27 protein-coding genes are annotated in these 24327 nt (G+C 72.0%); 15 read left to right on the top strand and 12 right to left on the bottom strand.

The genetic code is table 11. The annotated features are described in order from the left end of the window. Positions 1-47: 47 nt before the first annotated feature. Together DI005_RS11130 and DI005_RS11125 are read right to left on the bottom strand one after the other, a co-directional pair. Positions 48-938 (bottom strand): LD-carboxypeptidase, encoded by an 891-nt coding sequence (locus tag DI005_RS11130; RefSeq protein ID WP_112270495.1) that lies wholly within the window; start codon positions 936-938, stop codon positions 48-50. After that, on the bottom strand, positions 935-2863 hold the full coding sequence (locus DI005_RS11125; protein ID WP_113642064.1) for a prolyl oligopeptidase family serine peptidase: 1929 nt from the start codon (positions 2861-2863) through the stop codon (positions 935-937). The genes DI005_RS11130 and DI005_RS11125 overlap by 4 nt, the downstream gene beginning before the upstream one ends. An 85-nt stretch (positions 2864-2948) precedes the next feature. On the opposite strand from DI005_RS11125, the gene DI005_RS11120 reads away from it, so the two are divergent. Together DI005_RS11120 and DI005_RS11115 are read left to right on the top strand one after the other, a co-directional pair. After that, positions 2949-3530, top strand: a complete 582-nt coding sequence (locus tag DI005_RS11120; RefSeq protein ID WP_110336007.1) for a DUF3090 domain-containing protein — start codon at positions 2949-2951, stop codon at positions 3528-3530. A 7-nt stretch (positions 3531-3537) separates the two neighbouring features. Beyond that, a complete protein-coding gene (locus tag DI005_RS11115; protein ID WP_113642063.1) occupies positions 3538-4344 on the top strand; it encodes an SCO1664 family protein in 807 nt (268 codons plus the stop codon). On the opposite strand, the gene DI005_RS11110 is transcribed toward DI005_RS11115, so the two are convergent. Next, positions 4345-5169, bottom strand: a complete 825-nt coding sequence (locus DI005_RS11110) for an NAD(P)H-binding protein (RefSeq protein ID WP_113642062.1) — start codon at positions 5167-5169, stop codon at positions 4345-4347. Between the two features lie 85 nt (positions 5170-5254). On the opposite strand from DI005_RS11110, the gene DI005_RS11105 reads away from it, so the two are divergent. From DI005_RS11105 to DI005_RS11090, 4 genes are all read left to right on the top strand, one after another. Next, positions 5255-5998, top strand: a complete 744-nt coding sequence (locus tag DI005_RS11105; RefSeq protein WP_112270692.1) for a TetR/AcrR family transcriptional regulator — start codon at positions 5255-5257, stop codon at positions 5996-5998. A gap of 49 nt (positions 5999-6047) precedes the next feature. Beyond that, positions 6048-6854, top strand: a complete 807-nt coding sequence (locus DI005_RS11100; RefSeq protein WP_112270487.1) for a DUF3097 domain-containing protein — start codon at positions 6048-6050, stop codon at positions 6852-6854. Between the two features lie 81 nt (positions 6855-6935). After that, complete coding sequence (locus DI005_RS11095) at positions 6936-7367, top strand: NfeD family protein (protein WP_112270690.1); 432 nt, start codon at positions 6936-6938, stop codon at positions 7365-7367. Positions 7368-7491: 124 nt separating this feature from the next. After that, positions 7492-8835, top strand: coding sequence for an SPFH domain-containing protein (locus DI005_RS11090; protein WP_233520106.1), 1344 nt, complete (start codon positions 7492-7494; stop codon positions 8833-8835). A gap of 201 nt (positions 8836-9036) precedes the next feature. Here the strand turns inward: DI005_RS11090 and DI005_RS11085 are convergent, their stop codons facing one another. Next, the gene (locus DI005_RS11085; RefSeq protein WP_113642061.1) at positions 9037-9807 is read right to left on the bottom strand and encodes an SGNH/GDSL hydrolase family protein; all 771 of its coding nucleotides are present in this window, start codon (positions 9805-9807) and stop codon (positions 9037-9039) included. Next, on the bottom strand, positions 9804-10358 hold the full coding sequence (locus tag DI005_RS11080; protein ID WP_113642060.1) for a CGNR zinc finger domain-containing protein: 555 nt from the start codon (positions 10356-10358) through the stop codon (positions 9804-9806). Before DI005_RS11080 ends, DI005_RS11085 begins: the two co-directional genes overlap by 4 nt. A gap of 25 nt (positions 10359-10383) precedes the next feature. Here DI005_RS11080 and DI005_RS38530 point away from each other — a divergent pair, with 25 nt between their 5' ends. Next, positions 10384-10557, top strand: a complete 174-nt coding sequence (locus DI005_RS38530) for a hypothetical protein (RefSeq protein WP_170200523.1) — start codon at positions 10384-10386, stop codon at positions 10555-10557. Positions 10558-10647: 90 nt separating this feature from the next. On the opposite strand, the gene DI005_RS11075 is transcribed toward DI005_RS38530, so the two are convergent. Next, a complete protein-coding gene (locus tag DI005_RS11075; protein WP_113642059.1) occupies positions 10648-11745 on the bottom strand; it encodes a tyrosine-type recombinase/integrase in 1098 nt (365 codons plus the stop codon). 140 nt (positions 11746-11885) lie between these two features. Here DI005_RS11075 and DI005_RS11070 point away from each other — a divergent pair, with 140 nt between their 5' ends. Both DI005_RS11070 and DI005_RS11065 read left to right on the top strand, forming a co-directional pair. Then, entirely contained in the window at positions 11886-12311 is a 426-nt protein-coding gene (locus DI005_RS11070; RefSeq protein ID WP_112270479.1) for a YciI family protein, read from the top strand. A 34-nt stretch (positions 12312-12345) separates the two neighbouring features. Further along, the gene (locus DI005_RS11065; protein ID WP_113642058.1) at positions 12346-13629 is read left to right on the top strand and encodes an RNA polymerase sigma factor; all 1284 of its coding nucleotides are present in this window, start codon (positions 12346-12348) and stop codon (positions 13627-13629) included. Here the strand turns inward: DI005_RS11065 and DI005_RS11060 are convergent. From DI005_RS11060 to DI005_RS11050, 3 genes are all read right to left on the bottom strand, one after another. Beyond that, positions 13610-14599 (bottom strand): BtrH N-terminal domain-containing protein, encoded by a 990-nt coding sequence (locus tag DI005_RS11060; RefSeq protein ID WP_113642057.1) that lies wholly within the window; start codon positions 14597-14599, stop codon positions 13610-13612. The two genes, DI005_RS11065 and DI005_RS11060, sit on opposite strands and share 20 nt — an antisense overlap. Before the next feature lie 154 nt (positions 14600-14753). Further along, on the bottom strand, positions 14754-15407 hold the full coding sequence (locus tag DI005_RS11055; RefSeq protein WP_112270474.1) for a response regulator transcription factor: 654 nt from the start codon (positions 15405-15407) through the stop codon (positions 14754-14756). Continuing rightward, positions 15404-16567, bottom strand: coding sequence for a sensor histidine kinase (locus DI005_RS11050; RefSeq protein ID WP_113642056.1), 1164 nt, complete (start codon positions 16565-16567; stop codon positions 15404-15406). Before DI005_RS11050 ends, DI005_RS11055 begins: the two co-directional genes overlap by 4 nt. Positions 16568-16697: 130 nt before the next feature. Between DI005_RS11050 and DI005_RS11045 the strand changes: the two genes are divergently transcribed. Continuing rightward, on the top strand, positions 16698-17318 hold the full coding sequence (locus DI005_RS11045) for a class I SAM-dependent methyltransferase (RefSeq protein ID WP_112270470.1): 621 nt from the start codon (positions 16698-16700) through the stop codon (positions 17316-17318). After that, the gene (locus DI005_RS11040) at positions 17311-17934 is read left to right on the top strand and encodes a DedA family protein (RefSeq protein WP_113642055.1); all 624 of its coding nucleotides are present in this window, start codon (positions 17311-17313) and stop codon (positions 17932-17934) included. The genes DI005_RS11045 and DI005_RS11040 overlap by 8 nt, the downstream gene beginning before the upstream one ends. Here the strand turns inward: DI005_RS11040 and DI005_RS11035 are convergent. Further along, the gene (locus DI005_RS11035) at positions 17898-18440 is read right to left on the bottom strand and encodes a TetR/AcrR family transcriptional regulator (protein ID WP_112270466.1); all 543 of its coding nucleotides are present in this window, start codon (positions 18438-18440) and stop codon (positions 17898-17900) included. The genes DI005_RS11040 and DI005_RS11035 overlap by 37 nt on opposite strands. After that, positions 18437-19864, bottom strand: coding sequence for an MFS transporter (locus tag DI005_RS11030; protein ID WP_233520087.1), 1428 nt, complete (start codon positions 19862-19864; stop codon positions 18437-18439). The genes DI005_RS11035 and DI005_RS11030 overlap by 4 nt, the downstream gene beginning before the upstream one ends. Before the next feature lie 322 nt (positions 19865-20186). On the opposite strand from DI005_RS11030, the gene DI005_RS11025 reads away from it, so the two are divergent. Next, entirely contained in the window at positions 20187-21350 is a 1164-nt protein-coding gene (locus DI005_RS11025) for a Cmx/CmrA family chloramphenicol efflux MFS transporter (RefSeq protein ID WP_113642054.1), read from the top strand. A 36-nt stretch (positions 21351-21386) separates the two neighbouring features. Here the strand turns inward: DI005_RS11025 and DI005_RS11020 are convergent, their stop codons facing one another. Then, a complete protein-coding gene (locus DI005_RS11020) occupies positions 21387-22190 on the bottom strand; it encodes an aminotransferase class IV family protein (protein ID WP_113642053.1) in 804 nt (267 codons plus the stop codon). A gap of 155 nt (positions 22191-22345) precedes the next feature. Here DI005_RS11020 and DI005_RS11015 point away from each other — a divergent pair, with 155 nt between their 5' ends. Genes DI005_RS11015 through DI005_RS11005 form a run of 3 tightly spaced genes read left to right on the top strand, consistent with a single transcriptional unit; the run spans position 22346 to position 24271 of the window. Next, complete coding sequence (locus DI005_RS11015; RefSeq protein WP_112270460.1) at positions 22346-23410, top strand: hypothetical protein; 1065 nt, start codon at positions 22346-22348, stop codon at positions 23408-23410. 50 nt (positions 23411-23460) lie between these two features. Further along, positions 23461-23790 carry a helix-turn-helix transcriptional regulator gene (locus DI005_RS11010; protein ID WP_112270458.1) on the top strand — a complete coding sequence of 110 codons (330 nt, stop codon included), beginning with the start codon at positions 23461-23463 and terminating at the stop codon, positions 23788-23790. Further along, entirely contained in the window at positions 23777-24271 is a 495-nt protein-coding gene (locus tag DI005_RS11005; RefSeq protein WP_112270456.1) for an SRPBCC family protein, read from the top strand. The genes DI005_RS11010 and DI005_RS11005 overlap by 14 nt, the downstream gene beginning before the upstream one ends. Positions 24272-24327 lie beyond the last annotated feature (56 nt).

Below are 24327 nucleotides of genomic sequence, written 5' to 3'. Positions count from 1 at the left end.
ACCTTCACTGCGTTCAACGCAGTGAAGGTGGCCTTCACTGCAGTCGGCTAGCCCTCCAGCACCAGGCTGGCGGCGTCCGCGTCGAGCTGCGCGGGCACTCCCAGTGGGACGGTCAGCGCACCCGGGTGGTGGCCGAAACCGAGGTCCCACACCATCGGCACCTCCAGCGGGCCGAGCCGGTCCAGCACCAGCGCACGCACGGAGTCTGGCGAGGCGCAGCCGCTCCACGAGCCGAGCGCGATGCCGTGGACGCCGTCGAACCAGCCCGCGCGTAGCAGGTGGGTGAGCATGCGGTCGATCCGGTAGAGCTCCTCGCCGACGTCCTCCAGCAGCGCGATGCCACCCCTCGCCGGCCGGCACTCCGGCGTGCCGAGGCCGGCGGCCAGCAGACTGAGGTTGCCGCCGACCAGCGTGCCGCGTGCGCGACCCGGTACGAGGGTCTCCGCATCCGGCCCCCGGAGCACGCGCCCGGCGGCGGGCGTGAACAGCGCCGCCCGCAGCCCCTCCGCGCCCACGGCGTCGAAATGCGTGGTCGCGGGCATCGGGCTGAACAGCGTCGGCAGCCCGAGGTGGACGCCGATCGCGTCGTGCAGTGCGGTGGTGTCGCTGGAGCCGGCGAACAGTGTCGGTCCCGCCGCGCGCAGTGCCGCCCAGTCGACGAGGCCGAGCATGCGCTGGCAGCCGTAGCCGCCCCGCGCGGCGAACACCGCCGCGACCTCCGGATCGAGCCACGCCTCCTGGAACTCGGCCGCCCGTTGGACATCGGTTCCCGCGAGGTAGGACAGCTCCGGGTGCCGCGCCCGCACGCCGGGTAGGCATCGAACCCGCAGGTCCCACGTCTGCAGTACGGCGACTCCGGCGTCCAGCCGGTCGGCGGGCACCGGACCGGCGGGTGCGACGAGTGCGACCGTGTCACCCGGGCGCAGCGCCGTCCTCACCGCCGCAGGTCCACCGGCGGCACGCCGGGCGTGGCGAAACCGAACACCTGGCCGTAGAACGCCAGCTCCGACTCGAGCGCGGTGACGATCGTGTCCGCCTTGCGGAACCCGTGCTGCTCGCCCTCGAACGTCAGGTGCGCGTGCGGGATGCCGGTGCCGCGCAGCGACTCCACGAACCGCTCGGCCTGCTCGGGCGGGCAGATTTCGTCTTCCAGCCCCTGCAGCAACAGCACCGGGCCCGCGAGGGCGCCGATGTTGTTGATGGGGGAGCGTTTCAGGTAGCGCTCGGCGGTCTCCGGCAGCGGGCCGATCAGCCCGTCGAGGTAGCGGGACTCGAAGTCGTGGGTCTCGCCGCCGTCGCCGGTCCACGGCTCCAGGTCGAGGATCGGGAACTTGATCGTTGCCGCGCTGTACGTGCGCACCGTCGTCATCGACGCCGCGGAGGTGAACCCGCCCGCGCTGCCGCCCCGGATCGCGATCCGCTCGCCGTCGGCCGTGCCCTCGGCGACGAGTGCCCCGGCCACGGCGGCGCAGTCGGCGACGTCAACGAGGCCCCAGCGTTCCCGCAGCCGCTCGCGGAACTGCCTGCCGTAGCCGGTGGAGCCGCCGTAGTCGACCGCGACCACTCCGATGCCGCGGCTCGTGAAGTAGGCGAAGTCCAGCGACAACACCGGGTAGTTCCGCCCGGTCGGGCCGCCGTGCGCGTGCACGACGTAAGGCGGCAGCTCACCGTGGGGCGCCGTGAACTCCGGGTTGGCCGGCGGGTAGACGTAGGCGGGCACCGGCTCGCCGTCCGCGGTGTGGAACGTCCGCGCCCGCGGAACCGGCAGGTAGCCGGCCGGCGGCAGCGGTGGCTGCGGCGTGAGGTCGGTGACGGTCCCCGTGCCGAGGTCGACGTGGACCACGGCGATGTCCCGCCGGGGCCCGGCGGCGATCCCGACGACGCCGCCGTCGAACACCGCGGGCGAGGTGGCCCACTCGGTCAGCTCGGGCGCCACCGGGGTCAGCGACCGCGTGGCCTCGTCGAGCACCGCGAGCCTGCCGGAGTGGAGCACGGCGTGCCTGCCGCCGCCGAGCGGAACCGTCCAGCGGGCACCGAGCTTCCACAGCGCCCCGCCGAGCTCGGCCTCGGCGGGCGCGAGGTTGGTGAGCTCGCCGTCGAGTGTCACGCGATGCAGGTTCCACCAGCCGTCCGGATCGAGCAGCGCCAGCAGCGTGCCCGATTCCTCCCACTCCAGCTGGCACACCGAGACGTCCGGACCGCCCGCCAGCACGTGGTGGGCGCCGAACGTCCCGTCCTCGTGGACCTCGGCCACGCACAGCTCGGTGCCGTCCCACGGCATCGCCGGGTGGTTCCAGCCAAGCCACGCGGCGTGCCGGCCGTCGGGCGAGAGCTGGGGTGCGGTGAGGAAATGGTGGCTCGCCGAGAGCGAACGCGGCTCACCCCCGGTCAGTGGGATGGCGACGAGGTCGCGGGCGATGTCGGTGCGCCGGGGGCCGGTGGTGCGCTCCCGAACCGCCCACACCTCGCCCTCGCGGCCGGGCCGCAGGTCACCGTAGCGGATGCCGTGGTGCTCGTGGGGCTCCGGTGTGATCGGTGTGACTTCGCCGGAGATCAGGTCGCGGACGTGGACGCGCTGGTCGGTCCAGTTGGTGAAGACGAGAGTGGTGCCGTCGGAGAGCCACGGCCTGCCGCCGTACTCGTGGACCCGGTTGCGGGCGTTCCACGGTGCGGGGAGCAGCTCCTCCACGTCGCCGTCCACCAACCTGACCAGCGACACCCGGCCGCCCTCGGCGGGGCGCGCCTCGGCCCACCACACGGCGCCGTCGACGACGTCGAGCCACTGCGGGACGACCCCGGCGGAGGCGACGTCGGCGGCCTGGATGGGCGATGACCAGCTACCGTACGGCGCGATCTTCGGCATTCGCCCACCTTAGGTGACTCGCGGGACGCGAGTGCTCGCCCCGGACGAGCTTGATCTTGGAAGTTGGCTTAGGGTCGTAAGTGCCATGGCTCGCGTCATACACGTCTTCCGTCAACCCGACCGCTTCGTCGCGGGAACCGTCGGGGAACCCGGCGACCGCACGTTCTTCCTGCAGGCGTCGGAGACCACCCGCACGATCAGCGTGACGATCGAGAAGCAACAGGTCGCCGTGCTGGCCGAACGGCTCGGCTCGCTGCTCGAGGAGATCGCCAGCCGCTTCGGCGCCGACGTGCCGGAGGAGGTCCCCGACGAGCTGGTCGACACCGAACCGCTCGACGTTCCCGTCGAGGAGGAGTTCCGGGTCGGCACGATGGGCCTCGGCTGGGACGCCGAGAGCAAGGCGGTGGTCATAGAGCTGCTCGCCATCACGGAGGGCGAGGTGGACGAGACGGTGGTGCTCGACGACACCGAGGAAGGCCCCGACGCGGTGCGGGTCTTCCTGAGCCCCGCCGCCGCGCGCGCGTTCGCCGCGCGGGCCGACCGCGTCGTCAACGCGGGCCGCAAGCCGTGCCCGCTGTGTGGTGAACCCCTCGACCCCGCGGGACACATCTGCCCGCGCCAGAACGGCTATCGTCGGGATTCGGAACTCACCGACGACGAAAGCTGACAGCGAGTTGGCAGCAGAACACGTGGACCCGGCCGACCCCGCGGCCAGGGAGCTGGTCGCGCGCGGCCGCATCGACGTCGAGGGCAGGCTCGTCGACGCCTCGAACGTCACGCTGTTCTGCAACATCGAGCTCGACGGCGTGAGCGCCAACGCGGTGTACAAGCCGTTGAACGGCGAACGCCCGCTGTGGGATTTCCCCGACGGCACGCTCGCGGGCCGCGAAGTGGCGACGTACCTGGTCGCGGAGGCCGCCGAGCTGGGGAGCGTGCCGCCGACGGTGCTGCGTGACGGGCCGTTCGGCGAGGGCATGGTGCAGCTCTGGATCGAGACGACCGACGAGGAGCTCGTCGACGTCTGCGCGCCCGAGGACCTGCCGGAGGGCTGGCGTGTGGTGTTGCACGCCCACGACCGGCTGGGCGAGCCCGCGGTGCTCGCCCACGCGGACCATCAGGGCCTGCGGGACCTGGCCGTGCTCGACATCGTCGTGAACAACACCGACCGCAAGGGCGGGCACGTTCTGGCCGGTGGCGACGGGCGGATCTACGGCGTCGACCACGGCATCTGCCTGCACACCGACCCGAAGCTGCGGACCGTGCTGTGGGGCTGGGTGGGTGACCCGCTGCCCGGCGAGTCGGTGGACAAGCTGCAGAAGCTGCGCTGGGCGCTGGACCACGAGCTGGGGGAGACGCTCGCCGCGCACCTCACCCGCGCGGAGATCCGCGCGGTGGCCCGGCGCGCCGACCAGCTCCTCGCGGAGCCCGTCTTCCCGGCGCCGGGCGACGACTGGCGTGCGATACCGTGGCCGCTGTTCTGATCAGCGGAACAAGTCGGCGTTGCGCCGGGCCCACTCGGCGTAGGTGATGGGCGGTCGGCCGGTGGCCCGCTCGAAGTCGTGCTCGACGGGTACCCGCAGGTCCGGGCCTCCCGCCAGCAGCCACTCGGCGGTGTCCTCGTCGATCCCGGAGGCCAACCAGGCCTGTTTGGCCTCGTCCCTGGTCTGCTCGATGTAGCGGATGTCCCGGCCGAGCGCGTCCCCGAGCGCCCGCACCTGCTCCGGGATCGTGATCTGCTCGGGACCGCTGAGGCAGTAGACCTTGTTCTCGTGGCCGTCGCCGGCGAGCGCGGTGGCCGCGATGGCGGCGATGTCCGACATCGCGATGGCCGTGTCGGAGGACTGCGGGAACGGAGCAAGCACGACGCTCTCGGTGCGGATGCTCTCCGCCCAGTTGGTCGTGTTCTCCATGAAGGCTCCCGGACGCAGGAAGGTCCAGTCCAGGCCCGACTCGCGCAGCGTGCGCTCGATGGCGACGAACGACAGCGCGTACTCGTCCTCGGCGTCGTCGGTGGCGAGGATCGACGTGAGCGCGACGACGTGGCGGACGCCGGCCCGCTTCGCCATCTCCGCCACGGTCTCGATCGTCTCCGCGGTGGGCGGGAGGTAGAGCTTCTCCACGCCGTCGAGAGCGGCGGTGAGTGTCTCCGGCTTCCGCACGTAGCCGGTGAACACCTCCACCTCGGCGGGTAGCGCGGCCTTGGCGGGGTTGGTGGTGAGTGCGCGAATCGTGTGGCCGCGGCCGGACAGCTCGTCGACCACCATGCGGCCGATGTTGCCCGTCGCGCCGGTCACCAGGATCGTCATCTGGACAGCCCCCAACTCAGTACGGTGTACGAAGTGAAGGTGCCAGCTTACCCCGTACAGCGCACGGAGTCATAGGATGGCCCCGATGACGCACGACAACGACGGTTCGCCCGACCTCACGCGGGGCATGCGACTGCTCTGGCGCGCCGAGAACGGCGCCCGCCGCGGCCCCAAACCGGCGCTCGACCTCGACCGGATCGTCCAGGCCGCCATCGAGATCGCCGACGCCGACGGCCTCATGGGCCTATCGATGCGCAAGGTGGCCGACCGGCTCGGCGTCGGGACGATGTCGCTCTACACCTACGTGCCCGCGAAGGCCGAGCTGGTGAGCCTGATGCTCGACGCCGTGGACGCCGAGGGCGTGCTGCCGCACACGGTCGAGGGCTCGTGGCGGGCCAAGACCGAGTCGTGGGCGCGCGAGGACTGGAGGCTCTACCACCGGCACGAGTGGACGCTGCACGCCTCCGGCCGCCACCCGCTCGGACCGAACACGATGCGCCGCTTCGACTCGGCGCTGCGGTCGCTGGCCGGCACCGGACTGCCGGAGGCCGAGATCGTGGCCGTCGCCGACGTGATCGACACCTACATCCGCGGGATGGCGCGCCGCTCGGTCGAGATGCGGGACCGCGAGCAGCGCACCGGCGTCAGCGAGGCGCAGTGGTGGGCCGAGCACGGACCGATGCTCGACGAGTACCTGGCCGGCGATGCGTTCCCCGCCGTGCGCGAGGTCAGGGCCGCAGGGGCGTTCGAAAGCGACCTCGACAGCTTCGAGTACGGGCTGCAGCGGATCCTCGACGGCGTCGAGGGTCGCATCGAGGCGGCGGGCTGACGGCGTGGCGGGGAGCGCCGGGCGACGGCCTCCCGCTAGGTTCGGCTCCGTGCGCTCCCATTCCTACGACGACATCCTGAGCGGGCCGCGCAGGCGGAAGGTGCCGGAGGTGCCCGCCGAGCCGGGTCTGGTGCTGGAGGACCCCGCGAGCGGCTACTGCGGGGCGCTCGTGAAGCTCGAGTACGGCAGCGCCGTGCTCGAGGACCGGCACGGCAACCACCGCGTTTTCCCGCTGGGACCGGCCGCGTTCCTGCTGGAGGGCAAACCGGTGACCCTGGTACCCGCCCGCCAGACCGCCACACCCGCGCGCACGATGTCGGCGTCGGGGTCGGTGCGGGTCGAGGGGCTCAAGGCCCGCGTCGCGCGCGACTCGCGCATCTGGGTCGAGGGCAAGCACGACGCCGAACTCGTAGAACGGGTCTGGGGACACGACCTGCGCGTGGAGGGCGTCGTCGTCGAAGCTCTGGACGGCGTCGACGTGCTCGCCGAGCGCATCGCGGAGTTCGGCACCGGGCCGGGCCGCAGGCTCGGGGTTCTCGTGGACCACCTCGTGCCCGGCAGCAAGGAGTCCCGGCTCGTCGCGGCGATCGACGACGAGAACGTGCTGGTCACCGGCCATCCCTACGTCGACGTCTGGCAGGCGGTGAAGCCCGCGTCGGTGGGGATCCGGCAGTGGCCGTCGGTGCCCAAGGGCGTGGAGTGGAAGGAAGGCATCTGCACCGCGCTCGGCTGGGGCGAACCCTACGAGGGCTGGCAGCGCGTGCTCGCCGGGGTGAGCAGCTTCCGCGATCTCGAGACCCCACTCATCGGTGCCGTCGAACGCTTGATCGACTTCGTCACCGATCCGGAGGCGTGAGCATCCTCCGGCAAGGTCACGCGTAGATCACTTCCCGTGATCTTCTCGGTGGAAATGGTGACGATCTGGGAGCATGGCGGCATGACAGCGGCACTCATCTGGCTCATTGTCGGAGTCGGCCTGATCGTGGCGGAAGTGCTTTCCGGCGATTTCGTTCTCCTCATGCTCGGGCTCGGCGCCTTGTTCGGCGCGGGCTCGGCGGCGTTGTCCGGGAACGTGTTCATCGACGTCGCGGTGTTCGCGGTCGCCTCGCTCGGCCTTATTGTGCTCGCCAGACCGGCGCTGAAACGCCGGTTCCTCTCCGGCCCTGGAGTCAAGACGAACGCCGACGCCCTGGTGGGAGCCCAGGCGCTGACAGTGTCTACTGTGGATGCGCACAGTGGTCAGGTGAAACTCGCCGGTGACGTGTGGTCGGCCCGCAGCATCGCCGAGGGGCAAGTGATCGATCCAGGCACGACGGTCACGGTCGTCGAGATCTCCGGGGCGACCGCCGTGGTTTCGGCGGAACCGTGATGGCCGTCGGCGCCAGCGCGGAAAACGATAGAAAGACGAAGGGAAGTACGTTTTGTCGACGGCAGCGATAATCGTTGTCGCCATCCTCGCACTGTTCGTGATCGTCACGGTCGCGAAGGCGCTGATGGTGGTGCCTCAAGCGCAATCGGCGGTGATCGAGCGCCTCGGCCGGTTCAAGACCGTTGCCTCTCCCGGCCTGAACTTCCTGGTCCCGTTCCTCGACAAGGTACGGGCCAGGGTCGACCTGCGCGAGCAGGTCGTCTCGTTCCCTCCGCAGCCGGTCATCACGCAGGACAACCTGACCGTCTCGATCGACACGGTGGTGTACTTCCAGGTCACCGACTCCCGTGCCGCGGTCTACGAGATCTCCAACTACATCGTGGGTGTGGAGCAGCTCACCACCACCACCTTGCGCAACGTGGTCGGTGGCATGAGCCTCGAGGACACACTGACCTCGCGTGACTCGATCAACCAGCAGCTGCGCGGTGTGCTCGACGAGGCGACCGGCCGGTGGGGCATCCGTGTCGCCCGCGTGGAGCTGAAGGCGATCGACCCGCCACCCTCCATTCAGGACTCGATGGAGAAGCAGATGCGCGCCGACCGGGAGAAGCGCGCGATGATCCTCACCGCCGAGGGTCAGCGGGAGTCCGCGATCAAGACGGCGGAAGGTCAGAAGCAGAGCCAGATCCTCGCGGCCGAGGGTTCCAAGCAGGCCGCGATTCTCGCCGCCGAGGCGGAACGGCAGTCGCGGATCCTGCGCGCACAGGGTGAGCGGGCCGCCCGCTACCTGCAGGCGCAGGGTCAGGCCAAGGCGATCGAGAAGGTGTTCGCCGCCATCAAGGCGAGCAGGCCGACACCGGAGGTCCTGGCGTACCAGTACCTGCAGACTCTGCCGCAGATGGCGCAGGGCGACGCCAACAAGGTGTGGCTCGTGCCCAGCGACTACGGCAAGGCGCTCGAGGGCTTCGCGCGTTCGCTCGGTGCGCCCGGTGAGGACGGCGTGTTCCGCTACGAGCCGCCGAAGGAGGAGCGGGTGGAGATGCCCGCGCTGGACGACGACGAGGTCGCCAGCTGGTTCGACACCTCGACCGACCCGAAGGTCGCCGAGGCCGTGCGGGAGGCGGAAGCCGTTGCGCGGCAGGAAGTTCCCGGTCCGCTGACCTCCACTCCGGGGCCGAGGCCGTCGGCGCTGTCCCCGCTCGGTGGCACACCACGGCCCACCGAGCCCGAGCCGGAGGCGGACGAGGCGCAGGAGCCGCCCCAGCAGCAGCAGCTGCCGCCGACCCCGCCACCGCCGCCGCCGGCTCCGCCTGCGAACAACCCGCCGACCCCGCCCTCGGGGCCGTTCGGTGCGAGCCCACAGCAGGGCTACCCGCAGCAGCCGGGTCCGTTCAACCCGCCGCAGGGCGGCGGTGGTCCGTACCCGCCGCAGAACCCGCCGTATGGCGGGCCGCCTCGGCAGCAGTAGCCACAGTGGCAAGGGGCGCCCTCGCGATCGACTCGCGAGGGCGCCCTTTCCTTTGTGCTCAGCGCTTTCTGGCGCAGACGCCGTCGTCGCTGAGGTCGGCCCGCACACGACCGTGACCGCTACGGTGTGCCGGTGGTGTGCGGTAGCCACGTCGCCGACACCGACACGAGCGGGCGGTCAACAGGCCGGACGGGCCGGCTCTCAGCGCCCGAGGTCGGACACCGGCGAGAGCTCGGGGCGCTTGGGCGTGACGGCGTCGCCGGAGGACTCGCCACGCAGGCGACGACCGATCCAGGGCAGCGCGTGCTCGCGAGCCCACCGCAGGTTCTGTGCCCGCTCCTGCCGGGGGCTGAGCACCGCACGCGGACCCAGCTCGTCCGGTGCGACGGTGTGCTCCACGCCGAGGACGTCGAGCACGGCGCGGGCGATTCGCGTGTGGCCGAGCGCGTTGAGGTGGATGCGATCGGCCGACCACAGCCTCCGGTCGCGCAGCTCGCGCATGGCCCACATGTCCACGAGCAGCGTGCTGTGCCGGGCGGCGATGAGGCGCACATGCTCGTTGTAGATGGCCGTGCGGCCGCGCATCCGGCGGAACAACGGGTCCTCGACGCCGTCGACGCCGGTGAAGAGCATTACGGTGGCGCCGGTTGCGGCGAGCGTGCCCACGGCGGCGTCGTACTGCTCGGCGAGCGCGTCGATGTCGGTCTTCGGCCGCATCAGGTCGTTGCCGCCCGCGTAGAGGCTGACGAGGTCGGGCTTCATCTCCACCGCGGGCCCGAGCTGCTCGGCCAGCACCTGCGGCAGGAGCCTGCCGCGGATCGCCAGGTTGGCGTAGGCGAGCGCGGGGTTGTGCCGGGCGAGCTGCTCGGCGGTGCGATCGGCCCAGCCGCGCACGTTGTTGGGGTAGGCCGGGTCGTCGTCGCCGACGCCTTCGCTGAACGAGTCGCCGAGGACCACGAACCGTTCGATCATGCTCCGCACTGTAGTGATGCCGTCGTTGTGGCCTGGAACACGCGCTGTCGTTCGCGGTGGTCGGCGACGTGGACCCGGGTGGCGCAGCGGGTGGAGCAGAACCGGCGGCGGCCGTTGCGCGAGGTGTCGACGTACACGACGTCGCAGCCCTCACGCGCGCACACGCCCATGCGGGCGGGGTCGTCGCAGAGCAGGTGCGCGAGGCCGCCCGCGGTGTAGGCCTGGATGCGGCGCACCCAGCCGTCGTCCTCGGCGGCGTAGTGGATGTGCGGCGGCTTGCCGTGGTGCCGTGAGATGTGCGGGCGGCACGCGGAGTCGGCCAGCAGCGTGTTCAGCAGCTCCACGCGCCTGCCGACGTCCGGCTCGGCGAACACCTGCCGCAGCCGCTCCGCCCATTCGGCCACGTCACGAGCCTGTGCCGTGGTCAGCGACGTGAGCCGCATGTCCTCGGCCCGCAGCCGGGACACCAGTTCCTCCGGCGGTGCGCCCGCCGCGTTGACGATCACCACGGCGACGCGTGCAGCGGTGCCGCCGTAAGGGTTGAACTCCACTAAGGCATTACATCACGATGGCGGCATGATTGACCAACGTTGCCCGCGATGCGGGTGGCCCATTCGCGAACTGCCGGTTCCCGCGGCCTCGACCCATCCGATGTCGAGCGGCCAGGTCAGCTACCGGCGCTGTGTCTGCGGCAGCTGGCTACTGGTGCTCAACGGCGAGGTCCTCGGCGCGACGCGCACCCCAGCGTGACGCCAGCTCGACTGCAGTGAAGGCCACCTTCACCGCGCTGAACGCAGTGAAGGTGGCCTTCACTGCAGTCGGGGTCCCGTGGTGGCTTGGCTAGGTCTGGCCGCGGTGCTCGGCGAGGATCTGCGCGAGGGTGTGGGCCGGCGAGCTGTCGAGCTTGTGCCGATGGGCGTCGTAGCGGTCGCGAGTGGTGCGGATATCGGCGTGGCCCAGGAGGTCCTGCACCTTCTGCACCGGGACGTTGTGAGCCAGCAGCAGGGTGCCGGTGGTGCGGCGGGCCGTGTGCGGCGAGATGGTCGCCGCGGCGGGCAGCCCGGCGGCCTCGGCGAACCGGCGCAGCGCCTGCCACACGTCCCGCTGCCGCAGCGGTTTGCCGCCGGGCTTGGCCGGGTCGTGCGGATGCGGGGTGGTTGCGAGCAGCGGCCCGGTGAGCCGCTCGGGGGCCAGCCCCACACGGTCGGCGCGGCGGCCGAGGTAGCGCGCGAGCGGGCGCAGCGCCGGTGCCACCACGGGGACGAAGTCACGCTGCCCGCCCTTGCCGGTGTAACGCAGGATCGTGTGCCCCGAGTCGGTGTCGAGGTCGGCGACGGTCGCGGTGGTGATGCCGGAGACGCGCAGCCCCGTGTAGAAGAGCAGCGCCAAGAGTGCGGCGTCGCGCCAGGCGGCCTCCGTGTCGAGGCGCAGCGCGCGGGACTCGACATGGTCGAGCAGCGCGGCGGTGGATCGCTCGTCGAGCGCCGAGCGAGGCGAGGCCTTGGCCCGCTTGGGCCTGGTCACGGCGCCGATCGGGTTGGTGTCGGTGACGTCGTTGGACTGGAGGTACCGGTACCAGCTCGACACGCCGGCAAGGGTGCGTGCGACCGTCGATGGCGCGGCGGGCCGGGGAACGCCGTCGCGGCCGGTCACCGTGAGCGTCGTCTTCCACGCGTCGACATCCGCGCGCCGCGCGCGGAGCGGGTCGAGCCCGCTGCGGTCGCACCACGACAGCCAGGCCGCGAGGTCGGCGTAGTAGGCACGACGGGTGTGCTCGCTCTTGTCGGAGCTCAGCCAGAGCACGGTGACGTGCCGGACGGCGTAGCGGTCCGACGGGTCGGCGGGTGGCAGGGCGGGCAACAGGGCCACGGCCTCGGCGAGGTCGTGCGCGGTGGCCTGCCGAAGGGCCAGCTCACCGGAGTTCGGGCGGTCGATCATGGTCTGGCGATTGTGCACTGTCGCCGGAGGAAAAAGTCGGAAAAGATGTCGGGGCCGTGTCGATTCCGCCGGGGGTCCGTTCGACGCGTCGTTGACGACCGGCACGGGAGCCGGTCACCGACACAGAGGGAGACAACGACATGCGCTTCATGATGATCGTCAAGGCCAGCGAGGAATCCGAGTCCGGCGCGGTGCCGTCCGAGCAGGAGCTCGCCGAGATGGGCAGGTACAACGAGGAGCTGGTCAAGGCGGGCGTGATGCTGGACGGCAACGGCCTGCTGGAGACCGCCAAGGGCGCGAAGGTCCAGTACCACGGCAAGGGCAAGACCACCGTGGTCGACGGCCCGTTCACCGAGACCAAGGAGCTCATCGCCGGCTACTGGATCATCGACGTCAAGTCCAAGGACGAGGCCATCGAATGGGCTCGCCGGATCCCGTTCGCCGAGGGCGAGGTCGAGATCCGCAAGGTCGCCGAGGCCGAGGACTTCGGCGACTCCTACACACCGGAGATCAAGGAGGCCGAGGACAAGCTGCGCGAGAAGATCGCTGAGCAGCACAAGTCCTGAACCCGCTTGCCGTCACGCCGCCGTCCTGCTGTGATTGGCGGCTGTGACGGCTGCCGTGGAAACCCATCGCGCGATCGAGGCCGTCTGGCGGATCGAGTCCGCCAGGCTCATCGCCGGGCTGGCCCGGATGATGCGTGATGTCGGGGCCGCGGAGGAGCTCGCGCAGGACGCGCTCGTGGCGGCACTGGAGCAGTGGCCCGAGTCGGGCGTCCCCGACAACCCCGGAGCCTGGCTCATGGCCGTGGCCAAACGGCGGGCGATAGACCAGTTCCGCCGCCAGGAACGGCTGGAGCGCAAGGTCGAGGAGATCGGTCGTGACCTGGAGACGCGGGTCGAGCCCGAGCCCGAACTGGACGACATCGGCGACGACCTGCTGCGACTGGTGTTCACGGCGTGCCATCCGGTGCTGTCCACCGAGGCGCGCGTCGCGCTGACACTCCGCCTGCTCGGCGGCCTGACCACCGACGAGATCGCACGCGCGTTCCTGGTGCCCGAACCCACCGTCGCGCAGCGGATCGTGCGCGCCAAGAAGACGCTCGCGAAGAAGAAGATCCCGTTCGAGGTGCCGCAGGGTGCGGAGCTGGCCGAGCGCCTGTCGTCCGTGCTGGAGGTCGTCTACCTGATCTTCAACGAGGGCTACTCCGCCACCGCGGGCGACGACTGGATGCGGCCGGAGCTGTGTACGGACGCGCTGCGGCTGGGCCGCGTGCTGGCCCAGCTCGCCCCGAAGGAACCCGAGGTGCACGGGCTGGTGGCGCTGCTGGAGATCCAGGCGTCCCGCGCCAGGGCCCGCACTGGGCCCGACGGGGAGCCGATCCTGCTGCTCGACCAGGACCGCGGCCGCTGGGACCGGTTGCTCATCCGCAGGGGGCTCGCCGCGTTGCAACGCGCCGAGGCGCTCACCGACTCGCTCGGCCCGTACGCGCTGCAGGCCGCGATCGTGGCCTGCCACGCCCGTGCCCGCACGCCGCAGGAGACGGACTGGTCCCGCATCGCCGCGCTGTACGGCGAGCTGAACCGGGTGAACCCGTCGCCGATCGTGGAGCTCAACCGGGCGGTCGCGGTGTCCATGGCGGACGGTCCGGACGCCGGGCTCGCGCTCGTCGACCGGCTGACCGGGGAGCCGGCGCTCGCGAAGTACCACCTGCTGCCGAGCGTGCGCGGCGACCTGCTCGCCAAGCTCGGCAGGCACGCCGAGGCACACGAGGAGTTCACCTCGGCGGCCGGGCTGACCCGCAACGAGCGCGAACGGACGCTGCTGCTGGCGCGGGCCGAGCGCGCGGCCGAGGCAGCCGGACTCAACTCCCGAGGCGGCTGAGCGACTGCATGGCCTCCCGTTCGATGCGAGCCAGCTCGCCCAGCACGGCGCTCGCCTGCACGAGCCGGTCCGCGTCGCCGGACTCGCCGGCCCTCGCGATCAGCGCCGCGGTCTCCGTCCACAACAGGGCCGCCTCGGCGTACAGACGGTGACCGGTGCGCAGGTGCGCGCTGTCGAGCACCCCGGTGGCCTCGGCTAGGAAGTCACGGTAGAGGTTACGGAACAGGGCACCGCCGGTGCCCGCCTGCTCCATGAGACGCGCGGCCTGCGGCAGGTCCCGCCGCGGGTCGTCGGCGCGTTCGAGCCAGGTTCGCACCAGCTTGCCCGCCTTCGCGATGCCCCGGTGGCCGACGTTGGCGATGGGCGGGTCGAGGAAGGCGTCGGCGCAGGCGGTGATGGCGGGTACGAGCCGGGTGCACGGCGAAGGCGCGCCGCTCGGCACGGTGAGGGTGAACGAGCGGTGCCGTGCCGTCATGGGGCCACGTGCGGCCCTGGCCTCGGCGAGGCTGGGCAGGCTCGTGGACACCGCTCCGCCCTGCTGTTCGGTGTCCACGAGGTAGGCGGCGTGGTCGTCGTATCCGTACATCGCCACGACGTGCCCGCCGAGGTGGACCTTCGCGGTGAAGTAGTCCAGGTGGTAGCTGTCGAGCTGCAGGCCGACGGGGTGCCCCGCATCGAGTGGTCCCGCGACGTTCTCCCACGCCCTGCGGGCCGAGCCGGTCTCTCGGACGCGCAGCTCCAGCCCGAGCGTCGTGGCCAGCTTCCTGGTCAGCTCGAACGGTTTCACCCGGCCGCCGAGGAAGGGAAAGTCCAGGTTCTTGCCGTCCCAGTAGAGGAATGACAGACCCGAGCCGAGGCCGAAGAGCATGGGCTCCGAAAGGTCGAGCCCCTCGTGGCGCAGCAGCACCCCCAGTGCCGTGGTCTCGCAGTGCTGCCCGCCGCGGGTGTCGACGCCGTTCACCATGGTCATGCGCTGTGCTCCTCGACGTGGACGGCGTAGCAGCGGTAGCCCGAGCTCGCGTCCACGTGGACCGGGGCGAGCGGCTTCGGCGCGAAGCTGCCGATGGTGAGAAGTTCGTGCTGCACACCACCATGGTGGACTCTCCCATGGTGGGATGGTCCACTCAGCCGAGCGTGAGGTCGGCCCGCGCCGCCAGCACGGCCAGCCGGACGCGGTTCGGGATGCCGGTCTTGGTCATCAGGCTCGCCACGTGGGTCTTCACCGTGGTGACCCCGATGTGCAGGCGCTGGGCGATCTCGCCGTTCGACAGCCCGTCGCCGATCAGCGCGAGCACGTCGCGTTCGCGGTCGGTGAGTTGCGCCAGCTCCGGCAGCGGGCGCGCCGGGTCCGACTCCCGCGCGGTGACGGCGGTCCGGACGAGCCGGTGCAGCACGGTGCGGCTGAACGGGGCGTCCCCGGCCGCGACGCGCCTGATCGACTCCAGTACCTCCTCCGGCGCCGCGTCCTTGGCGAGGAAGCCGTGGGCCCCTGCCGCGAGCGCGGGGTACAGGTGCTCGTCGTCGTCGAACGTGGTGAGCACGAGGATCCGGGTGGCAGGCCGCGACGCCAGGATGCGGGCGGTGGCCGAGATCCCGTCCACACCGGGCATCCGCAGGTCCATCACCACGACGTCGGGCGTGGTCCGCTCCACCAGCTGGGTGGCCTGGTGCCCGTTGTCGGCCTCGCCGACCACTTCGAGATCCTCGGTGGTGCCGCACAGCATGCGCAGGCCCGCCCGCACCAGCTGCTGGTCGTCGACGAGCAGGACCCGGATCACCGCACCGCCTCCGGGACGCCGGTGGGCACGGCGACGGTCAGCTCCCAGCCGGACGCCAGCGCACCCGCCCGCATGTGCCCGCCCAGCAGCTCCACCCGTTCGCGGATGCCCACCAGGCCGAAACCGGTGCCGGGGCGGAGTTCGTGGCCGCCCGTGCCGCCGCCGTCGTCGCGCACCTCGACCCGCACCTCGTCGTCGCGGGCGTGCACGCGCAGGCTCGCGCGCGCCCGGGTACCGGCATGTTTGATCACGTTCGTCAGGCCCTCTTGCACCACTCGCAGGACCGCGAGCCGCCGCATGGCATCCAGTGCGGCGACGGCGGGATCGATCTCCGCGTCCAGTATCAGGCCGGTGCCGCGCGCGCGTTCGACCGCAGCGACGAGGGCGCCCGCGAGCCCGTCGGGTTCCGCGAGGGCCGCACCGGCCTCGTCGTTGACGGTCGCCGGGTCGCGCAGCGTCGAGACCAGCCGTCGCAGGTCGTTCAGCGCCGTGCGGGCAGTGCCGTGGACGTCGGTCAGCGCCTGTGCGACCTCGGGTTCCCGGTCGCCCAGCGCGACCCTGGCCGCGCCGACGCGCATCGCGACCGACGCCATGTAGTGGGCCACGAGGTCGTGCAGCTCCCGTGCGATCGCGGTCCGCTCGCCCGCCCTCGCCTCCCGCACGGCGGCCTGCCGCCTGCGCTCGGCCTCCATCGCGACGTTGAGCACCGAACGGATGTAGTAGCCGATCATGATCGGCGGCAGGGTGGCGACGGCGATCGTCGGCGGGGTCAGCAGCGGGTCGAAGTTCTGGGTGTACACCGCGAGCTGCGCCGCCACGTAGACGATGCCGCCGACCCAGCACTGCCTGCCCGCGCGGCGCATCGTCAGCTCGCCGACCGCGATGGCCGCGAACACGAAAAGCAGCGCCTCGGCCGCCGTCGCCGAGGCGACCCGCGTGCCGACGACGAGCAGCACGGACTGCGCGACCGTGACGGCCAGCGGGAACCGCCCACCCGCGATCGTGGCCGTGGCCGACGTCAGGCCGAGCACCCAGTCAGCCGTGCCGGGGTTCAGTGGGCGGCAGAGCAAGAAGAGGTACGCCAGCGCGCACACCAGCGGCAGGAATCGGACCGGTGCCCACACGAGCGTGGGAAACCGGCTCAGAAACCGCGACAGCACAACTCGACCTTAGGGAGGCCGCCGGATCCGCGCCTCCTACCGGGGGAGGAGGCGCGGATCCTTCACCCGGCCGCGAGGTGCGGCCCGCTGGCCGAGGGAAACGGGCTTGATCACTGAAACCGTGGGGATCATGACCACCAGGACACCCGCGCGCGGCTTGCCCGTCTTTCTCGCGGCGGCGCTGCGGCAACCGCATCTCGTCGGCGCCGTCGTCCCCAGCTCGCGTGATCTCGGTCGGCAACTGGCCACGGTGGTGCCCCGGCAGGGCAGCCCCGTGGTCGTGGAGCTGGGCCCCGGCACGGGCGCTGTCAGCGAGGTGATCGACCGTCGGCTGCCTCCCGGTGGCAGGCATCTCGCGGTGGAGATCAACCCGAGGATGGCGGAGCACCTCCGGCGCAGGCATCCCGCGATGTCGGTGCTGTGCGGCGACGCCGCCGAGCTGGACACGCTGCTCGCCGGCGTCGGCGCGGCGCGCGTGGAGGCCGTGGTGAGCGGCCTGCCGTGGTCGCTGTTCGGTGAGGACCTCCAGCGCCGGGTGCTGGCACAGGTGTGTGGGGCGCTCGGGCCGGGCGGGGGTTTCAGCACGTTCGCCTACCGGCATGCCTCGCGCCTCGCCGGTGCGCAGCGGTTCCGCGCGCTGCTGGACATCTTCTTCGACGAGGTGATCGTCACGCGTACGGTGTGGCGGAACCTGCCGCCCGCGCTCGTCTACGTGTGCAGGCGACCGGTCGGGCCGGGCGCCCATGCCTGACGTCCTGCCGTGGCTGGCTGGCCTGCCACGGCCCCTGCTGCTCGTCGTCGCCGGCCTGCTGGTCACCGCCGAGGCCGGGTTGCTGATCGGTGTGGCGTTGCCGGGGGCGAGCGCGGTGATCGCGATCGGGGTGCTGGCCAGGGGCGGGCTGGCCGAGCCGGCGCTCGCGGCGGCGACCGTGGCGCTGGCCGCCGTGGTGGGCACCCAGCTGGCGTACCTGCGAGGCAGACAGGGTGCCCTGCCGACGCCGAGGCGGCTGCACGGTCCGCGCGGTCGCGCGCTCGGGCTGCTGGAACGCAGGGGAGTGGCGGCGCTCGGCGTGGCGCAGTGGTTCGCGGTGACGCGGACGCTCACTCCCCGGCTCGCCGGGTACGGAGGGATGACCTACCGCCGCTTCGCCGCCGTGAGCGTGCCGGTGGCGGCGCTGTGGGGCGCGACGCTCACGACGCTCGGCTACGTGGCGGCGTCGGCCTACGACTCGCTCGCCCAGTGGTTCGGCTTGTCCGCCGTGGTCGTGCTCGCGGCCGTGGCCGTGGTGGGGTGGCTGGTGCGCAGGGCGCTGGCGAGGGCCCGGCGGGGCTATCCGTCGATGAGCGCCTGCAAGCCGGGCGCGTAGTGGTCGGCGACGCGCTCCGGGTTCACGGTCGCTGCCAGGCCCTCGCGGTCGACGGCCAGCACCGCGCCCAGCCCGAGCAGGTGCGCGACCACCAGCTCGGCGCGCAGGCCGGCGTCGGGGCCTTCCAACCGGGTCGCGATCCGGTCGGTCACCTGCTGGCGGAACCGCTCCCGCAGCAGGGCGCGTTCGTCGCCGCTTCCCGCCGCGAACACCACGCGCACCAGGAGGTCGCTGCCCTGTTCCCGGCGGTACCGCACGAGCGTGAGCACCAGGTGCCTGCCCAGTTCGGCGTTGGGCACGGCGAGCAGGGCGTCGGCCGCTCCGGTGAAGTCGGCGACCGTGTCGAACAGACCCTCCTTGCTGCCGAAGTGCTTCACGATCAGTGACGCGCTGACCCCGGCCTCCGCGGCGATGTCGCGCAGGGTCACGGCGGCGTAGGGCTGCCGGGCGAACGCCTTGCGCGCGGCCCGCAGGATCGCGCCCCGCCCTGAGTCGGAGGCGGTCACGCGGCCGCCTCCGCGAAAGCCGGCTTGGCCTTCCCCGCCCGTGCCCGCCCAGGGATCAGCAGGGTGCACACCAGCGCGGCGAGCGCCGCGGCGCCGGCGAGGACGAACACGAGGAGATAGGCGTTCAGCGTGGGCGCGGTGTGCCCGGCGCGGGTGGCGGTGACACCGGCCAGCACGGCGCCGACCACGGCACTGCACCCGGACTGGCCGATGGAGCGCATGAGGACGTTGAGCCCGTTGGCCGCGGCGGTCTCGGTCACGGGCACAGCATGCACGATCAGGGCGGGCAGGGCGGAGTACGCCACGGCGGTACCCGCCGCGACCACCGTCGCACCCGCGATGATCGTCGCGAGGTTCTCGCTCGTGAACAGGCGCACGACATAGCCGAAGGCGAGCAGCGTGCACGCGACCGCGAGGGTCCAGCGGGGCCCGCGGGCGGCCGACAACCTGGCCGAGACCGGGGACAACAGCACCATCGTGACCCCGGCAGGCAGCAGGCACAGCCCGCTGACCACCACGGACTCGCCGAGCCCGTAGCCGGTCGATGTGGGTTCCTGCACGAGCTGGGCGGTGGCCAGCGAGTTGGCGTAGTAGGCGAACCCGACGAGCAGGGCGGCGAGGTTGGTGAACAGCACCGGAGGGCGTGCGATGACCCGGAGGTCGACCAGCGGGCGCCGCGCGCGCAGCTGGTGCAGGCCCCACACCGGTGCGAGCGCGGCGGCCGCGGCGAACAGCCCGAGCGTGAGCGGCCCCGTCCAGCCCCACGTGCCGCCCTTCGACACGGCCAGCAGCCCGCACACCAGGATCGCGGTGAGTCCCAGCGCGCCGGCGATGTCGAACCGGCCGCTGGTGCGCACCGGTGACTCGGGCACGAGGAGCAGCACCAGCAGCGCCTCGGCGACCCCGAGTGCCACGCAGACCCAGAACATCGTGTGCCAGTCGGCGTAGCGCACCACGAGAGCCGAGAACGGCATGCCGAACGCCGCTCCCACGCCGATGGTGGAGCTCATGACGGCGATCGCGGACACCACGCGCTCCGGTGGCAGCTCGTCGCGCATGATGCTGATCCCCAGCGGCACGAAGGCGATCGCCGTGCCCTGCAGCGCCCTGCCCGCGATGAGCACCGGCAGCTGCGAGGTGACCGCGCACAGCGCTGACCCGGTGACCATGAACCCGAGGTTGAGCAGCAGCATCCGGCGCTTGCCGTACATGTCGCCGGCACGGCCGAGCAGCGGCGTGCACACCGCGCCCGTCAGCAGCGTGGCGGTGACGAGCCAGCTCACGTCCGATCGGGAGGCGCCGGTGAGGCCTGGTAACAGGGGCAGCAGCGGCACGACGAGCGTCTGCATCAGTGCGACGACGACACCGCCGAACGCGAGCGTGGCGACGAACAGGCGCGGGCGGGGGACGGGCTGGGCGGTCACGTCGCTCCAGGGGTGAACCGGTGTTTACCCGCACGATGGTAAACGTGTGTTCACCGCGCCGGCCAAGGCGGGTGCGTCCGGATAGTCGGTGGACTCGGCTCGGCGGGCGTTGCTACCTTGCGATCATGTCCAGTCCCGAGGCGTCAAGACTCTAGCCACCGGCGCGCCGGTGGCCTTTCTCGTGCCGTCGCTATCAGCGACCGCCGCCATCGATTCGCGCTCGACATCGGACTGATCCCTTTTCCGCGGTAGCGGGCCCCTTGGTGCCCGCAGCTCTGCCGCGTCCCTGTCGACCCACGACGTGGTTTTCCGGAGTCTTGCTGTGCCTCTTGTCATCTACCTGCTCGGACTTGCGGTGTTCGCCCAGGGCACGTCCGAGTTCATGCTGTCCGGACTGCTGCCGGACATCGCCGCCGACCTGCGGGTGTCGGTTCCGGCGGCGGGATCGCTGACCTCGGTGTTCGCCGTCGGCATGATCGCCGGCGCACCGCTGCTGGCGATCGCGAGCCTGCGCTGGTCGCCACGGCGAGCGCTGCTGACCTTCCTGATCGCCTTCGTGCTCGTGCACGTGGTCGGCGCGGTCACCCCTAGCTTCGGGGTTCTGCTCGCGACCCGTGTGCTCGCGGCACTCGCCAACGCGGGGTTCCTCGCCGTCGCGCTCGCCGTGGCGACCAGGCTCGTCGGTCCGGACGCCAAGGGGCGGGCCACGTCGGCATTGCTCGGCGGGGTGACCCTGGCGTGTGTGGCGGGGGTGCCCGCCGGTGCGCTGCTCGGTCAACTGTGGGGCTGGCGCTCCGCGTTCTGGGCGGTGGCCCTCGTGTCGGTGCCCGCGGTGTTCGCCATCCTGCGGTCGGTTCCCGGCGACCGAGGCGAGGACGCGCCGCCCAGCGCGCGGCGCGAGCTGCGGGCGCTGCGCCGTCCCCGGTTGCTGGTAACCCTGCTGCTCGGCTCGCTGGTGAACGGCGCGACGTTCTGCGCGTTCACCTACCTCGCGCCGCTGGCGACCGACGTCACCGGATTCGCGCCGGGCTGGGTTCCGGCGCTGCTGGCGGTGTTCGGCATCGGCTCGTTCGCGGGGGTGACCCTCAGCGGCCGGTTCGCCGACACGCACCCGCTGCCGTTGCTGGTGGCGGGAGGGCTCGCCCTGCTGACCGGCTGGATTGCGTTCGCCATCGTGGCCGCCAACCCGGCGGCGGCCGTCGTGCTCCTGTTCGCCCAGGCGACGCTGTCGTTCGCGGTCGGCTCGACCCTGATCTCCCAGGTGCTCTACGCGACACCGGAGGCGCCCACGCTCGGCGGCGGGTTCGCCACGGCGGCTTTCAACGTCGGAGCGGCCCTCGGGCCGTGGCTCGGCGGCGTCGTGATCGGTGGCGGTCTCGGTTACCGGTCACCGATCTGGGTCAGCGCGGCACTGGTGGCGACGGCGCTGCTGTGCGGCGCGCTCGCCGTGGGGTTGCGGCGGCCTGCCACCGTGCCAACGGCGTAGCGCGGACGGTCCCCGGCCGCCGAGCCGGGGACCGTCTCACAGGCCGGTCAGCGGCTCCGCGGCGTACGCCTGGTGGAGCAGCTCCAGCAACCGCGGAGCCTCGGGCAGCGCCACGGGTCCGATCCGGTTCACGGCGACCCCGGGCGTCCAGGAGTTCATCACCACGGCTCCCGCCAGTGCGCGAACGTCCGCGGGCGTGACGGCCGCCGTTCGCTGCGGCACGCCCAGCCGGTCGAGCTGCCTGCGGACGATGCCCATCGTGGTTCCGCCGAGCACGTCCGCCTCCGGCCACACCACGGCGTCGCCGTCCCAGAAGGCGAGGTTCCAGATCGTGGCCTCGCTCAGCCGTCCCCGGCGATCGACGAACGCGGCGTCGTCGAAGCCCTCCGCGACGGCCTGGCGGAGGAAGTACGTCTTGGCCACCTCGCCGACGTGCTTGATCCCGGGCAGCACCCGTTCGTGTTCGACGGTCAGCAGCGCCAGCGGCCCGGCCGGCCCTGAGGCGGGTGGGCCTGTGCGCACCAGCAGTTCGGGGGCGACATCCGGGTCGCCAAGGGTGAACTCGCCCTCCGGCGAGAACACCGTGGCCGTCGCCGACGCGTCGGCGGGACCGTTCTCCACGGCCGATCGCAGCCGGGACCGCACGATGTCGTCGGGCAGCGCCTGCCCGAAAAGCCGGATCGACGCGCGGCGCAGTCGCGACAGGTGGAGGTCGAGGCCGCGGACCCGGCCTCCGCGCACCTGAAGGGCGGCGAAGTGGGCGTAGCCGGCGAAGGCCAGCGGGGTCAGGTCCGAGGCGGTCGCGGTCCGGCCGTTGCGGTGGGCGACGAACGAGGTCATGGCCGCACGCTAAGCGCTCACACCGGTGTGAAGGTCAAGTTCTGCGGCTGGCTCCGTGATAAGGGGCATTATCACGGAGCTCTGCGTTAGATACGTTTCGCTGATTCGCGTGTCGCGTTACAGGTTTGAGTATCGCGTCCGCGAAACTATTCGACGTGGAGAACGAGCTGGTGACCGCCGAGGAGACCGAGGAAGACGCGCAACCGGAGCCGGTGTGCGCGCTGGAAGGCTGCGACAACCCGCTGCCGCCTCCGTCGGTGGACGAGAACGGGCGGCGCAAGGGTGGGCGGCCGTCGTCGTACTGCTGCAAGGCCCATGCCGACGCGGCGTCGCGGCAGCGCAGGGCGGCCCAGACGGCCGCAGTGGTGGACCCGCTGGTGGAGCTGCGGAGGGCCGCCGAGGTGTTCGGACCCGCTACGGGGCCCGTACTCGACGCTCTCCGGGACATGACGGCCCGGCTGGAGGCCGCCGAGCAGGGTGCGATCGCCCAGGTGCGGCAGGCCGAGGAGCAGGCGGTGGCGGCCCGGGCCCAGGCTGAGGACGCTCTGCGTCGCGCCGAACAGGCGGAACGGGCGAGAGACCGGGCACTGGCCCAGACCAGGGACGACAGGGCCGCGCGAGCGGAGGCGGAGAAGGCGGCACAGCGGGCGGCGGCCGAGGCCGAGCAGGTCCAGCGCGACGCGTGGGCGCGTATCGCGCAGCACGAACGCGCGCGGGGTGCGGCCGAGTCGGCCGCCACGGCGAGCGCGCAGGCCCGTGACGAGCTGGCTCACCAGCTCCGGGCCACTCGGCAGCAGCTCGACGAGGCGCGCGACGGCCGGGCCGCGCTCGCCGACCAGCTGGAGGTGGCGCGTGCTGAGCTGCGCGACCTGACCAGCGCCCACACCCTGGCCAGCGAACGGCTGGAGGCCGCGACCGCCCGGCTCACGGCCGCCGAGGCATCGCTCGAGCACACCCGCCGGGATCTCGCCGAGTCGCGGCAGGAGAACGCGACCCAGCGCGAGCAGCTCGACCACGTCCGTGGCGAGCTCGCCGAGCAACGCACCGCCACGCGGCTGGCGGAGGCCAGTGCGCAGACGGCCGAGCGGTCGCTCGCCGCCCACGAGGCGCGGCTGGCCGAGCTGGGGGAGCAGCTCGCCCAGGCCCACGCCAGGGTCGACCGGCTGCTCGCGGAGCGGGCCGATCCCGCGCCTGCCGAGGACGGGCCGCCGGAGACGTGACGAGCTTGTGTCAGTTGCAGGTTACGTAAAGCTATGGTTACATAGGCGTCGTGACCACGGACGTCTTCGCGGTACTGGCGGATCCGCATCGCCGGCGGGTGTTGGAGCTCGTCGCGGCGCGCGAGCGCACGGCGGGGGAGCTGGCCGCCGAGTTCGACGTGAGCAGGCCTGCCGTGTCGCGGCATCTCCGCGTGCTCAAGGAAGCGGGCCTGGTCACGTGCAGGCAGGACGCCCAGCGCCGGATTTACCGGCTCGACCCGGGCCCGCTGACGGAGGTCGCGGGCTGGGTCGACCGCATGCGCGGGTACTGGGCTGGCCGGCTCGACGCACTGGAAGACCATCTCGACACGAACCCGGAGGTACCGAATGTGTCCCGTTGACAGAGCCCCGCTCGACGACCTGAAAGGCACCGTCGGTCTCGGGCCGGACGGCGCCTGGCAGATCCGGTTCGAACGGCGGCTGCGGCACTCGCCCGAGCGGGTGTGGCAGGCCCTCGTCGACCCGGACGAGCAGGGGCGCTGGCTGCCGGGCGTGACCATCGACGCGCGGGTGGGCGGCGTCGCGGTGTACGACTTCGGCGAGGAGGGCCGCGCGGAGGGCACGGTGCGGGCGGTGGAGCCGCCGTCGGTGCTGGAGCACTCGTGGTCGTGGCCGGGCGAGGAGGACTCGGTCGTGCGGTGGGAGCTGCGAGCCGAGGACGACGCCACGGTGCTCGTGCTGTTGCACCGCCCGGTCCGGCCCGAGCCCGCCGTCCACTACTGCCTCGGCTGGCACGTCATGCTCGATGCCCTCGACGCGCACGTGGGCGGTGGCGAGCCGGCCGAGCCCGACTACGACCACCTCGCGTCGCTCTACGCCTAGAACGCAGCCGGCGGGAAGCTGGGCCGCCGAATTATGTGGCGAACTTCCGGCGGGGG

Source organism: Prauserella sp. PE36, assembly GCF_003311655.1.
GTDB classification, from domain to species: Bacteria; Actinomycetota; Actinomycetes; order Mycobacteriales; family Pseudonocardiaceae; genus Prauserella_A; species Prauserella_A endophytica.
Note: the sequence above shows the minus strand (reverse complement) of the source record. Positions and strands in the feature narration are given on the sequence as shown.